Origin of the sequence: Kocuria sp. HMSC066H03, assembly GCF_001812045.1 — a bacterium.
GTDB lineage: Bacteria > Actinomycetota > Actinomycetes > Actinomycetales > Micrococcaceae > Kocuria > Kocuria rhizophila.
In genome coordinates this window covers 21,667-34,304 of sequence record NZ_KV807505.1, presented here as the reverse complement: position 1 = coordinate 34,304, position 12,638 = coordinate 21,667, and the positions used below count along the sequence as shown (strand labels likewise).

The 12,638-nt window shown below is 71.3% G+C and carries 11 protein-coding genes; 9 read left to right on the top strand and 2 right to left on the bottom strand.

What is annotated here, in order from left to right; genetic code table 11:
- The first annotated feature begins 141 nt into the window (after nucleotides 1-141).
- From HMPREF2833_RS02395 to pknB, 7 genes are read left to right on the top strand one after another with little or no spacing between them, the layout of a single operon-like run.
- On the top strand, nucleotides 142-969 hold the full coding sequence (locus HMPREF2833_RS02395; RefSeq protein WP_019311030.1) for an FhaA domain-containing protein: 828 nt from the start codon (nucleotides 142-144) through the stop codon (nucleotides 967-969).
- A gap of 1 nt (nucleotide 970) precedes the next feature.
- Nucleotides 971-1,486, top strand: a complete 516-nt coding sequence (locus HMPREF2833_RS02390) for an FHA domain-containing protein FhaB/FipA (RefSeq protein WP_047979306.1) — start codon at nucleotides 971-973, stop codon at nucleotides 1,484-1,486.
- 3 nt (nucleotides 1,487-1,489) lie between these two features.
- The gene (locus HMPREF2833_RS02385; RefSeq protein ID WP_070636596.1) at nucleotides 1,490-3,073 is read left to right on the top strand and encodes a PP2C family protein-serine/threonine phosphatase; all 1,584 of its coding nucleotides are present in this window, start codon (nucleotides 1,490-1,492) and stop codon (nucleotides 3,071-3,073) included.
- Nucleotides 3,070-4,779: an FtsW/RodA/SpoVE family cell cycle protein gene (locus HMPREF2833_RS02380; protein ID WP_059281466.1), complete on the top strand. Its 1,710-nt coding sequence runs from the start codon at nucleotides 3,070-3,072 to the stop codon at nucleotides 4,777-4,779. The genes HMPREF2833_RS02385 and HMPREF2833_RS02380 overlap by 4 nt, the downstream gene beginning before the upstream one ends.
- Nucleotides 4,776-6,218: a peptidoglycan D,D-transpeptidase FtsI family protein gene (locus tag HMPREF2833_RS02375; protein WP_039101341.1), complete on the top strand. Its 1,443-nt coding sequence runs from the start codon at nucleotides 4,776-4,778 to the stop codon at nucleotides 6,216-6,218. Before HMPREF2833_RS02380 ends, HMPREF2833_RS02375 begins: the two co-directional genes overlap by 4 nt.
- On the top strand, nucleotides 6,215-7,963 hold the full coding sequence (locus HMPREF2833_RS02370) for a protein kinase domain-containing protein (protein ID WP_083310909.1): 1,749 nt from the start codon (nucleotides 6,215-6,217) through the stop codon (nucleotides 7,961-7,963). Before HMPREF2833_RS02375 ends, HMPREF2833_RS02370 begins: the two co-directional genes overlap by 4 nt.
- A 5-nt stretch (nucleotides 7,964-7,968) precedes the next feature.
- Nucleotides 7,969-9,903: a Stk1 family PASTA domain-containing Ser/Thr kinase gene (gene pknB / locus HMPREF2833_RS02365; RefSeq protein ID WP_070636594.1), complete on the top strand. Its 1,935-nt coding sequence runs from the start codon at nucleotides 7,969-7,971 to the stop codon at nucleotides 9,901-9,903.
- Nucleotides 9,904-10,074: 171 nt separating this feature from the next.
- Here pknB and HMPREF2833_RS02360 read toward each other — a convergent pair whose 3' ends face one another.
- Nucleotides 10,075-10,716, bottom strand: coding sequence for an anthranilate synthase component II (locus HMPREF2833_RS02360; protein ID WP_059281469.1), 642 nt, complete (start codon nucleotides 10,714-10,716; stop codon nucleotides 10,075-10,077).
- 186 nt (nucleotides 10,717-10,902) lie between these two features.
- On the opposite strand from HMPREF2833_RS02360, the gene HMPREF2833_RS12580 reads away from it, so the two are divergent.
- Together HMPREF2833_RS12580 and HMPREF2833_RS02350 are read left to right on the top strand one after the other, a co-directional pair.
- Nucleotides 10,903-11,610, top strand: a complete 708-nt coding sequence (locus HMPREF2833_RS12580) for a cell division protein CrgA (protein ID WP_052239279.1) — start codon at nucleotides 10,903-10,905, stop codon at nucleotides 11,608-11,610.
- Nucleotides 11,607-11,855: a hypothetical protein gene (locus HMPREF2833_RS02350; RefSeq protein WP_124109503.1), complete on the top strand. Its 249-nt coding sequence runs from the start codon at nucleotides 11,607-11,609 to the stop codon at nucleotides 11,853-11,855. The genes HMPREF2833_RS12580 and HMPREF2833_RS02350 overlap by 4 nt, the downstream gene beginning before the upstream one ends.
- A gap of 198 nt (nucleotides 11,856-12,053) precedes the next feature.
- On the opposite strand, the gene HMPREF2833_RS02345 is transcribed toward HMPREF2833_RS02350, so the two are convergent.
- On the bottom strand, nucleotides 12,054-12,608 hold the full coding sequence (locus HMPREF2833_RS02345) for a YceI family protein (RefSeq protein ID WP_059281470.1): 555 nt from the start codon (nucleotides 12,606-12,608) through the stop codon (nucleotides 12,054-12,056).
- Nucleotides 12,609-12,638 lie beyond the last annotated feature (30 nt).

Sequence of the window (12,638 nt, the reverse complement as noted above, 5' to 3'; positions counted from 1 at the left end):
TGCGGTGCACGGGCCGGGCTGTCACCACCCGCCCAGTCCGGCCGGTTACTATTCTGGGAACTGCCCACGACCGTGTGCCCCACCGCACCCCCGCGGCGGCACGGAGAACGCCGCCACTGGCCGAGCGAGAAAGGAGGCGGAATGGGTTTCTGGACCGGACTCGAGAACGGCATCGAGAAGGCCGTGCGCACCGCCTTCACCGCGGGGTCGCGCAAGCGCGTCGAGGCCGTGGAGATCGCGAGCGCGCTGCGCCGCGAACTGGACCAGGAGTCCTTCGGAGTCTCCGGCGGGCGCACCATGGCACCGAACGTCTTCACCGTGGAGTTCTCGGACGACGACTTCCCGCGAGCCCAGGAGTGGGGCGTGCAGCTGGCGGAGGAGCTGTGCGACGTGGTCATCCGCCACGCCCGGTCCCAGGCCTACACCCTCCAGGGCGCGGTGCGGGTGAGCTTCGTGCGCGAGCCCGAGCTGGAGACCGGCGAGTTCCGGATCCTCTCGTCCTTCGAGCGCACCAGCACCCCGCAGGCACCCGCGGACGCGGGAACCTCCGCGCGAGCCCCGCAGCCCCCGGCGCCCGCGCCGCACGCCCAGGGGTACGCCGCACCCGGCCACGACGACGCCGCCCCCGTCCCGCCCGCTCCGGAACCCGTGGTGCCCCGGTCCGCGCCGAACGCCGTGCCCGTGATCGAAGTGGGCTCCGAGCGCTTCTCCCTCAACGCCCCGAGCGTGAGCGTGGGCCGTTCCGCGGAGGCGGACATCACCGTGGAGGACACCGGGGTCTCCCGCAAGCACCTGGAGATCCGTCGCCAGGGCCAGAACTACCTGGCTGTGGACCTCGGCTCCACCAACGGCTCCTCCGTGGACGGCCAGAGGATCCAGGGCCGCGCCCAGCTCGTGGACGGCTCCGTGATCACCATGGGACGCACCAGGCTGGTCTTCCGGCTGCTGGTCCCGAAGGAGAGGCGCTGACGTGTCCGAACTGACCGTGACCCTGCTGCAGTTCGGCTTCCTGGCCCTGCTGTGGCTGTTCATCGCCGCCGTGGTCTTCTCCCAGGCCCGCGACCTCAGCGTGAGCGGCAAGGCCCGCTCGCGATCCCGCGGCCGCACCCGCTCCGCCGTGGCCACCGAGGAGCCCTCCGGTCGTCGCGCTGAGCCCTCCGCTGCCGCCACTCCCGTGACGGGTGGTTCCAGGCACCGGCCCCAGCAGCTCGTGGTGCTCGACGGCCCGCTCGCGGGCAGCAGCTACCAGCTGGGCGCCGCGCCCGTGATGCTCGGCCGCTCCCCCGAGGCCACCGTTCCGCTCGAGGACGACTACGCCTCGGGCCGCCACGCCCGCCTGTTCCCGCAGGGCTCACGCTGGTTCCTGGAGGACCTCGGCTCCACCAACGGCACGTTCGTGCAGGGCCAGAAGCTGACCCGTGCCGCGGCCGTGGAGCCGGGTGTCCCGTTCCGCGTGGGACGCACCGTGATGGAACTGAGGCCGTAGCCCATGCCCATCGCCTTCCGCTACGCCGCTCGCTCCGACGTGGGGCGCGTGCGCTCCAAGAACGACGACTCCGCCTACGCGGGCCGGTACCTGGCCGTCGTCGCCGACGGCATGGGCGGCCACGTGGGCGGCGACGTGGCCTCCGCCTCCGCGGTGATCGACCTCACGCACCTGGACCACGCGGGCCACGACGGCGACGCCGAGACCGTGCTCGCGGACGAGATCCAGAACGCCAACCAGAACCTCGCGAAGCTCGTGCAGTCCAATCCTCGGCTGGGCGGGATGGGCACCACCGTGACCTCCCTGCTGATCGACGGGGACGAGATCTCCGTGGCCCACATCGGGGACTCCCGCGCGTACCGGCTCTCCGAGAGCGAGGGCTTCCAGCAGGTCACCACGGACCACACCTTCGTGCAGCGCCTCATCGACGAGGGCCGGCTGCACCCCGAGGAGGCCGAGACCCACCCCCACAAGAACGTCCTGATGCGCGTGCTCGGGGACGTGGACGCCTCCCCGGAGCTCGAGGTCCGCACCGTGCGCCCCGCCGTGGGCGAGCGCTGGCTGCTGTGCTCCGACGGCCTCAACGCCGTGGTCAACGCCAGGACCATCGAGAGCGTGATGCGCTCCACGGGTGACCTCAACCAGATCGTGAACTCGCTCGTGGAGCTCACCCTGGACCGCGGCGCCCCCGACAACGTGACCGTGGTGGTCGTGCAGGTGGACGAGATCCCCCACGGCAACGAGGCGCACCCCATGACCGGGGAGGGCCACGGCGCCGTGCCGGACGAGTCCCGCACCTCGGACGAGCGGCTGCGCGTGGAGACCTACGAGGCGCTCGAGGACCACTGGAACGGGCCGATCGACTCGCCCGTGGCCGGTGGCGGGCATGACTACCGCGAGCCCGGGCGCCAGGACCCCGCCGCTCAGGAACCACCGCAGTCCTCGGCCTCGGCGCTGCGCCAGGACCTCGCCGAACGCCCCCACCTCCTGGTGGGCGCGGCGGCCAACGCCACCCAGTCGGGCCGGATCCCCACGGTCTCCGACTCCGCGATGCAGCGCCGCTCCACCATGCTCTCCACCTCCACCCTGGAGGAGACCACCGACCCCGCCGAGGTGCGCAGCCTGCTGCGCCGCAAGGGCGAGGACCCCGAGCCCGGGACCAGGCGGCGTCGTGCCGCGTGGATTGCCGGCGGTGTGGTGCTGGCGGTCGCGCTGCTGCTGGGCGGCTGGGGAGCCCGCGCCTGGACGTCGTCGCAGTACTACGTGGGCGAGGACCAGGGAAAGGTGGCCGTCTACCAGGGCGTCTCGCAGAGCCTGGGTCCCATCGCGCTGAGCGAGCTCGACTCCACCACGGACATCCCCGTGGACTCCCTGTCCCAGTACGCCCAGGAACGGGTGCGCGCCACGATTCCCGCCGGGAGCCGCGAGGAGGCGGAGGAGATCGTGGTGGAGCTCAAGAACTCGAGCAGCCCGGAGCCCCGCCCCACCGGCAAGGTGACCGTCACCACACCCACCCCCGACCCGTCCCGCAGCGCCAGCGGCTCGCCGAGCCCGGGGCGGAGCTCCTCCGGGGGTGACGACTCGTGAGCACCCTTGCCGCGCCGGCCGCCGCGCCCGCCCAGCACCCTGCCGTGCTGCCCAAACCCCGGCGCATCACCGAGCTGATGCTGCTGCTGATGGCCCTGACCCTCGGCGTGGGCGCCAACATCCTGGTGGACCCCGAGCAGCTGGAGAAGGACCCCACCCACATCATCGTGAGCGGGGCCGTCCTGGCCGGGGGCGCGCTGCTCGTGCACGTGGTGCTGTGGATCCGAGGCCGGTACGCGGACCCGTACCTGCTGCCCATTGCCGTTGCGCTCAACGGCCTGGGCCTGGCCATGATCCACCGCATCGACCTCTCCACGGGCCAGACCGCCGCGAACACCCAGGTGGTGTGGACCGCCGTGGCAATGGTCACGTGCTGCGTGGTGCTGTGGTTCCTCAAGGACCACCGCCGGCTGCGCAACGTCACCTACACCATGCTGCTGCTGTCCGTGGTGCTGCTCCTGCTGCCCATGATTCCGGGGCTCGGGGTGGAGATCAACGGCGCCCGGCTGTGGATCTCCGTGGCGGGACGCACGTTCCAGCCCGGTGAGATCGCCAAGATCACGCTCGCCATCTTCTTCGCCGGGTACCTGTCCATGAACCGGGACCTGATCCTGCTCGCGGGGCGCAAGGTGGGGCCCGTGCGGCTGCCGCGCTTCAAGGACATCGCGCCCATGCTGGCCGCGTGGCTCATCGCGATCGGGGTGCTCGTGCTGCAGAAGGACATGGGCACGGCCATCATGTTCTTCGGCCTGTTCCTGGCCATGCTCTACCTGGCCACCGGTCGCCTGGGCTGGATCGTGCTGGGCCTCGTGCTCATGCTCGTGGGCGGCTTCGCCGCGAGCCGCATCTTCTCCCACGTGAGCCTGCGCCTGGACGCCTGGCTGTCCGCGTTCGACCCCGAGGTCTACACGCGCTCCCCCGGGGGCTCCGCCCAGATCGTGCAGGGGCTCTTCGGCCTCGCCTCGGGCGGGCTCTTCGGCCAGGGGCTCGGGCAGGGCCGCCCAGACCTCGTCTCGTATGCCAACTCGGACATGATCATCACGGCGTTCGGCGAGGAGCTCGGCCTGATCGGGCTCTCGGCCATCCTGGTGATGTTCCTGCTCTTCGCCTCGCGCGGTCTGCGCGCGGCGCTCGGCACCCGGGACGCGTTCGGCAAGCTGCTCGCGGGCGGGCTGTCCGCGCTGATGGTGCTGCAGCTGTTCATCGTGGTGGGCGGCGTGACCCGCCTGCTGCCGCTGACCGGACTGACCACACCGTTCATGTCCGCCGGCGGTTCGTCCCTGCTCTCCAACTGGATCATCGTGGCCATCCTGCTGGCCATCTCCCACAGCGCCCGGCGCCCGGTGGCCACCGGCCCCGCCACGGACGAGGACCTCGCGTCGGTCGAACGACGCCGCCGCGCCCGCGAGGAGCAGCGCGCCCAGGACGGGGACGCCGCCGAGCGGGAGTCGGCCACGCAGCGCACACCGTCCGCCGCCCTGGCCTCGTCCGCCGAGCCCCTCGACGCCGCCGCGCACGACGCCGCGGGGCCGGGCTCGGCCACCGAGGTGATGTCCCGTCTCACCACCCGAACGGACGCCGCCGAGCGCGGCACACGGGGCGAGGAGGGCGCAACGGCCCACCCGGCGTCGTCGGCGCACGACGAGACCGCAGAACCGAACTCGCGCACCGGACGCGCGGCCGACGAGGAAGGAGGGAATCCGTGAACAAGGCGATCCGCAGGATGTGGCTCATGGTCGCGGGCATCGTGATGGTGCTGCTGCTGACCCTGACGTACGTGCAGTTCTTCGCGGCCGATGCCCTCCAGGCCAACCCCTGGAACAACCGGACCCTCTACGAGCAGTTCGGCCAGGACCGGGGCTCGATCCTGGTGGACGGCCAGGAGATCGCCAAGTCCGTTCCGTCGAGCGACGACTTCGAGCACCAGCGCGTCTACACGGACTCCCCGATGTACTCCAACCTCACCGGCTACTTCTCGCTGGTCTACGGCGCCACGGGGCTGGAGTCCGCCATGGGCGACGAGCTCTCCGGGGCCTCCGACGACCAGTTCTACGACCGCGTGGTCTCCCTGTTCTCGGGCGACCAGCCCAAGGGCGCGTCCGTGGAGCTGACCCTGGACTCGGAGCTGCAGAAGGTGGCCTACAACGCGCTCGAGGGTCACAACGGCTCGATCGTGGCCGTGGACCCGAAGACCGGCGAGATCAAGGCCATGGTGTCCCGCAAGAGCTACGACGCGAACGCCATGTCCTCCCACAACACCGACGAGGTGGTGGCCGCGGCGGACCAGCTCAACGCGGATCCCGCCCAGCCCCTCGTGAACCGCGCGATCGGCGGCGACCTCTACGCGCCCGGCTCCACGTTCAAGCTCATCGACACCGTGGCAGCCCTGGAGTCCGGGAAGTACACCACGGACACCACGATCCCGAACCCCAGCGAGCTGCCGCTGCCGGACACCACCGTGACCCTGCCCAACTACCGCCAGGGTGGCTGCGCGGCCCGCTCGCAGGTGAATCTGCAGTTCGCCCTGGAGCAGTCCTGCAACACGCCGTTCGCCCAGATCGCCATGGAACTCGGGCAGGACGAGATCCGCAAGACCGCCGAGAACTTCGGCTACGGCCAGGAGCTGAGCATCCCGCTGGAGGTGACCCCCTCGGTGTTCCCCGAGGAGATGAACCAGGCGCAGCTCGCCCTGTCCTCGATCGGGCAGTACGACGTCCGCACCACCCCGCTGCAGGTGGCCATGACCTCCGCGGCGATCGCCAACGACGGGGTGATGATGAAGCCCAGCCTGGTCAAGAACGTCCGTTCCTCGGACCTCTCCGTGATCGACGAGTTCAAGGCGGAGCAGCTGCGCCGCTCCACGGACGCGGAGACCGCGCAGACCGTGACCGAGCTGATGACCTCCGTGGTGGACAACGGCATCGCTTCCGGTGCGGCCGTGCCCGGCGTGAAGGTGGCCGGCAAGACCGGCACGGCGGAGACCGGCGAGGACGGATTGAACGATTCGTGGTTCACTGGATTCGCGCCCGCCGATGACCCCCAGTTGGCAGTGGCCGTGGTCGTCGAGGACGTGGACGTCACCACAGGGTCCACCGTGACCAGCCCCAGCGCACGGCAACTCTTCGAGGCGGTGTTGAACAAGTGAGACCATCGTCGAGCACCATTCTGGGCGGTCGCTACGCGCTCACGGAACGAATTGCCATCGGTGGCATGGGCGAGGTGTGGAAGGCCAAGGACCAGGTCCTGGGCCGCATCGTGGCCGTGAAGATCCTCAAGGACGAGTACAACGGGGATCCCACGTTCCTGCAGCGGTTCCGGGCCGAGGCCCGACACACGGCCCTGCTCAACCACCCCGGCGTGGCGAACGTCTTCGACTACGGCGAGGACGAGGGCTCCGCGTTCCTGGTCATGGAGCTCGTGCCGGGCGAGCCGCTGTCCAACATCATCGACCGGCAGAAGTCGCTGGACGCGGACACCGTGCTCAACTACATCGGCCAGACGGCGCGCGCCCTTGCGGCCGCCCACGCGCAGGGTCTGGTGCACCGGGACGTGAAGCCCGGCAACCTGATCATCACCCCGGACAACCGGGTCAAGGTCACGGACTTCGGCATCGCGCGCCTCGCGGACCAGGTGCCGCTGACGGCCACGGGCCAGGTCATGGGCACCGCCCAGTACCTCGCCCCGGAGCAGGCCACGGGCCAGACCGCCACGGGCTCCTCCGACATCTACTCGCTGGGCATCATCGGCTACGAGCTGCTCGCGGGGCGGCGGCCCTTCACCGGGGAGTCGCAGATCGCGATCGCCCTGGCCCAGGTCAACGACAACCCCCCGCCGCTGCCGGACTCCGTTCCGGAACCGGTGCGGGCGCTCATCATGTCCATGCTGGCCAAGGACCCCGAGGACCGGCCCGAGAACGCCGGCAAGCTCGCCAACGCCGTGGACGCCCTGCGCCGCGGGGACGTGGCCTCCGCCGTGACCATGGTGCCCGGCATGGGCCCGTGGCTGTCCGACACCGGTTCCGCCGACGACCAGCCCACCGAGGCGATGGCCCCGGTCTCCGGGCCGAGCACGCGCGCGATGCCCGGCACGGCAGGGTCGGTCGCCGCCGTCACGAGTTCCGCGGCGGCCGCGAACCGCCCGGACCCCCGGTACAGCGCCCACCCGTCCACGGCGCAGTTCGACGCGGTGGAGCAGACCCGGGGGTCGGACGGCTCGTCCGGGAAGAGGGCCGAACGGTCGGTGTGGGCGTGGCTGCTCCCCCTGCTCGCGCTCCTCGCGGTGCTCGTGCTCGCGGGCGTGTGGTTCTTCTCCACACGGGACTCTGCAGAATCCCCGGCACCGGGAACCGTGACCTCCTCCACCGTGACACCCACGCCGGAGAACACCGTGACCCTGCCCCAGAACATCGTGGGCCGGGACGCGGACCAGGTCTCCAACGAGATCACCGCCATGGGCGTGAACGTGGACAAGCGCCTGCAGCGGGACACCGGACGGCCCGCGAACACCGTGGTCTCCTCGGATCCCGCGGGCGGCACGGACGTTGCGGTCGGCTCCACAGTGGTCATGTACGTGGCATGGGATCCCGCGGCCGCTCCGACCCAGGGCTCCGGTGGCGGAGCCACCCCTGCCCCCTCGCGGCCCGCGCCCACGCAGGACCCGGACCAGGGGCCCGCGATTCCCGGCAACTCGGTCCCCCCTGCCGCTCCCAACACCGAGGGCAACGGCGCGACGAACGGCGCCGCTCCCGAGAACGGTGCCTCCGGCGACACGCAGGACGGCGGCGTCACCAACGGACAGGGCGTGCAGGCTGACGGCACCACGGACTCCACCGCCCCGCAGGACACGGGTGCCGTGGTTGCTCCCTCCCCCGGCACGGGTACGGACGGGTAGAGCGCATGGGTGGGTCTTCGGTTCCCGAGCTGATCAACGACCGCTACCAGGTCGGCGAGGTCATCGGCCGCGGCGGCATGGCCACGGTGCACGTGGGCCGGGACGTCCGGCTGGGCCGCCAGGTGGCCATCAAGATCCTGCGCCCCGAGCTCGCGGCGGACGAGACCTTCCACGAACGGTTCCAGCGCGAGGCGCACGCGGTCGCGTCCCTGAACCACCACTCCATCGTGGCCATCTACGACACCGGCGAGATCCGGCCGCAGAGCCCGGACGGCGTGCTGCGGCCGTACATCGTGATGGAGTACGTGCCCGGGGAGACCCTGCGCGAGCTGATCCACGGTCCCGGGGTGGCCCCCTCCGAGGCCGTCGAGTACATGCTCGGGATAGTGGACGCGCTGTCCTTCAGCCACCGGGCGGGGATCGTGCACCGGGACATCAAGCCCGCCAACGTGAAGGTCACCCCGGACGGCAGCGTGAAGGTCATGGACTTCGGCATCGCGCGCGCCGTGGAGGACACCCAGGCGGCGCTCACGCAGTCCCAGGCGGTGCTGGGCACCGCGCAGTACCTCTCCCCGGAGCAGGCTCGCGGGGCCGCCGTGGACCCCCGCTCGGACCTCTACTCTGCGGCGTGCGTGCTGTTCGAGATGCTCACGGGCCGGGCGCCCTTCGTGGGCGAGTCCTCCGTGGCGATCGCCGCGCAGCACGTGCGGGACGCACCGCCCGCGCCGTCGGCCCTGAACCCGCAGCTGCCGCCCGCCGTGGACCGCTTCATGGAACGGGCCCTGGCCAAGAACCCGCAGGACCGCTTCGCGGACGCCGGTCAGATGCGACGCGCCCTGCGGGAGCTCGGGGCCGCCCTGCCCGCCGATCTGGGTGCCACCCAGCCCATCAGTCCCACGGATGCCGCTGCCCTGGCGGACTCCCACACCAAGACCCTTCCCGCCGTGGGAGCCGCGGTCGCCGCCGGAGCCGTCACGGCGGCGGGGCGCAGCGAGGACACGGAGCCCACGCCGTCCCCGCGGCCCGGGCCCTTCGAGCCGGACGACGACGCCAGTGCCGACGTTCCCGAGCGGCGGCACGGGCGGCGTGGCTGGGTCGTCGTCCTGGTCGTCGTCCTGCTGCTCTCCCTGCTGGGGGCCGGGACGGTGCTGGGCGTGCAGTGGTGGCAGAGCCAGCAGGTGGAGCAGGTGGCCCGAGTGACCGTGCCCCAGGTCGAGGGCATGGACAGCACCACCGCCGAGAACACCCTGCGGGACGCGGGTCTGAACCCCACGTTCACCCCGGAGCACAGTGACACCGTGCAGGACAAGCACGTGATCGCAGTGTCCCCGGCCGCCGGCACCGAGGTGGACCGGGACTCCTCCGTGGTGGTGAGGGTGTCCGAGGGACCGGAGAACGTGAAGGTCCCGGAAGACATCGTGGGCCAGTCCCTCGAGTACGCCCGGGAGTCCATCCAGCACGCCGGTCTCACAGTGGGCCCCGTGAGCACCGTCAACAGTGCCACCGTGCCGGCGGACGCGGTGATCTCCTCGGACCCCGCACCCGGCAGCTCCGTGGTCAGGGACAGTGCGGTGAAGCTGCAGGTGTCCTCGGGAAAGGTGACGGTCCCTGACGTGGTGGGCCGCAGCCGCGCGGACGCCGAGAACGCCCTGCGCTCCGAGGACGTGCGGCTCAACTCCAACGTGGAGATCCGCGAGACGGAGGACGCGGAGACGGGAACGGTGCTCGCACAGTCCGCCCCCGCCGGTTCGTCAGTGAGCCAGGGCTCTACCATCACGCTCACGGTGGCGAAGAAGACCGAACCGTCCCCCACGCCGTCACAGACCCCGGAGGAGACCACGGAGCCCACGGCGCCCGCGGAGACAGCCACGACCACTCCGAAGCCCACCCAGGCGCAGCCCTCGGGCGGGCCCACGGCCTCGAGCGGCAGCGGCCGCTGACGTCCGCGGGACGCCTCCGTCGCACTGTTCTCCATCCGGCCACGGTTGCCAGCCCTGAGGCCGCTCCCGCGGGGGCTCGTCGCAACGGCAGACGGTGGTAGACGCAGAAGACCCGCGGCCCCTCAGGGAACCGCGGGTCTTCTCGCACGGAGCGCCGCTCGGCGCAGCGGGTCAGGCCGTCATGAGCGGGGACAGTCCCGCGGCAGCAGCGGCTGCACCGTCCTGGCCGACCTCCTCGAGCCAGTTGCCCAGCATGAGGTAGCCTCCCTCGGTGAGCACGGACTCCGGGTGGAACTGCACGCCGTGCAGCGGAGCGGTACGGTGCCTCAGCCCCATGACCACCTGCCCGTCGTCCGTGGTGGCGGTGACCTCCAGGCAGTCCGGGACGGTGTCCGCGGCCACGGCGAGCGAGTGGTACCGGGTGGCGGTGAACGGTGAAGGGACCCCGGCGAAGACGCTCTCCCCCTGGTGCACCAGCTGGGAGGTCTTGCCGTGCATGAGTTGCTGCGCGTGGCCCACCCGGGCGCCGTAGACCTCGCCCAGGGCCTGGTGCCCCAGGCAGACCCCGAGCAGCGGGGTGCGGGTGCGTTCGGCCCAGAGGATGAGGTCCGAGCACACCCCGGCGTCCGCGGGAGCACCGGGGCCGGGAGACAGCAGGACCCCCTGGTGCTCACCGGCCAGCGCGGTGGCGGCGGGGACGTCGAGGTCGTCGTTGCGCACCACGGTGGTCTGGGCACCCAGCTGCTGGAGGTAGCCCACCAGCGTGTAGACAAAGCTGTCGTAGTTGTCCACGACGAGGATCTTCACAGACACTCAAGAACTCCTGCGCGTTCACCGGTTGAAAGAACTCGCGCAAGTCTACGCCCGCGCGGGCGATAGACTGAACGGCGATGTCACGCCGGGGCCGCCGCCCCGGAGTTCACCGGTGGGCGCCCGCGCGAGCCACGGACCCACCCGCACGGCGCCGGGTCGCTCCCGCGCTAGGAGGAATGATCAGCAGTGTCGCAGCCCAAGAAGCGCTTCGGTAGATCCCGCAACGCCCAGGACGAAACACAGCAGTTCAGCCTCACGGAGGAGGACCGCGAGCTCGCCGCCCTCGCCGCGGAGATCCTGCCGCGCAACAGCGCCGCGGCCTCATTCGAGCGTGCGGCCACCCGCCAGACCGGTTCCACCTCCGTCTCGGCGCGGGACGCGGTGACGGACACCGAGCTCGCCGAGGGCCCCGGAACCGGCTCGGGCGCCGCGGCCGACCACGAGCCCGACGCCGCTGTCACGCCTTCCACGAAGCACAGGAAGCGCAGGAAGAAGACGAGCGCGCAGACGTCGGCCACGGCGTCGTCGGACGCGGCGAGCACCACCGGCGCGGGCGACGCCGCCCCGCAGGCCGCCACCGTGGGCGCCGAGGACACCGCGGAGGAGACCCCGGCGGAGGCCAAGGCCCGCATCAAGGCCGCCCGGCAGGCCAAGCGCCGCGAGGAGAAGGCCGCCAAGGCCGAGGCCCGCGAGCACCGCGCCACCGAGTACCGCCCCACGCCCATGTGGTTCAAGGTGATCATGATCGGCCTGATGATCGTGGGGCTGCTGTGGATCATCGCCTACTACCTGTTCCAGGGCCTGGTGCCCATCCCGGGGATCGGCGAGTGGAACCTCTTCATCGGTCTCGGGTTCATGCTCGCCGGGCTGATCATGACCACGCAGTGGCGATGAGCACGCCTCAGGGCCCGCGCCCCGGGGACCGCTCCGACCCCGACGGACCCGGGACGACGCCGCCGGGGCCCCTCACGGAGGCCGATGACCTCGAGGGCAGCTCTCAGACCGACAACGGTTCCGGCCCCCGCGAGCACACCCCTCGGATCAACCCCGCGCGCATGGAAGTGCGGGTGCGCCGGATCGCGCTGCTGGGGCTCGTACTGGTTCCCCTGATCTACTTCATCATGCAGTCGCTGCGCTGAGACCCGTCAGCTCGCACGGCGCACGATCCCGAGCACGGGCCACGGCACCAGGACACGGCTGAGGCATCCGCGCACCGCAGCGGTTCCCGGACGCAGCAGTGCCGGCGCCCCGTCGAGGATCGGGGGCACCGGCACATCATGAGCACCGCTCAGGGGCGGAGCCGCTGAGGTGGGGACCCGCTCAGACTGCTGAGCGTCTCAGGCCGCGGAGCCGGGAGCGATGAACTCCACGTCCAGGTCGATCCGGACCTTGTCCGAGACCATGACCCCGCCGCCCTCCAGGGCCGCGTTCCAGGTGATGCCGAACTCCTTGCGGGAGATCGTGGTGGCGGCAGTGAAGCCCGCCCGGGTGGTCCCGAACGCGTCCACGGCCACGCCGTTGAACTCCGTCTCGAGCTCCACCTCGCGGGAGACCCCGCGCAGGGTCAGGGTGCCCGTGACCGTGCCCTCCCCGCCGTCCAGGTGCACGCCGGTGATGTCGTAGCTCATCTGCGGGAAGGTCTCCACGTCGAAGAACTGCGCGGAGCGCACGTGGTTGTCGCGGGCCTCGTTCTTGGTGTCCACCGAGGCCATTTCGATCTCCACCCGGCCGGTGGACCGGGCGGCGTCCTCGGCCACGGTCAGTTCGCCGGAGACCCCTGCGAACGTGCCGCGGACCTTGGAGATGCCGGCGTGGCGGACCGAGAACCCCACCTCGGTGTGCGCCGGGTCGAGAGTCCAGGTTCCGGTGGTCATGCCGTCGAGTGTGTTCATGGGTGCGTTCCTCCGCGTCTCGTGGGTCGG

Coding starts and splice junctions, on each gene's coding strand:
- HMPREF2833_RS02395 (WP_019311030.1), top strand. CDS start 142: ATGGGTTTCTGGACCGGACTCGAGAACGGCATCGAGAAGGCCGTGCGC.
- HMPREF2833_RS02385 (WP_070636596.1), top strand. CDS start 1,490: ATGCCCATCGCCTTCCGCTACGCCGCTCGCTCCGACGTGGGGCGCGTG.
- HMPREF2833_RS02350 (WP_124109503.1), top strand. CDS start 11,607: ATGAGCACGCCTCAGGGCCCGCGCCCCGGGGACCGCTCCGACCCCGAC.
- pknB (WP_070636594.1), top strand. CDS start 7,969: ATGGGTGGGTCTTCGGTTCCCGAGCTGATCAACGACCGCTACCAGGTC.
- HMPREF2833_RS02345 (WP_059281470.1), bottom strand. CDS start 12,608: ATGAACACACTCGACGGCATGACCACCGGAACCTGGACTCTCGACCCG.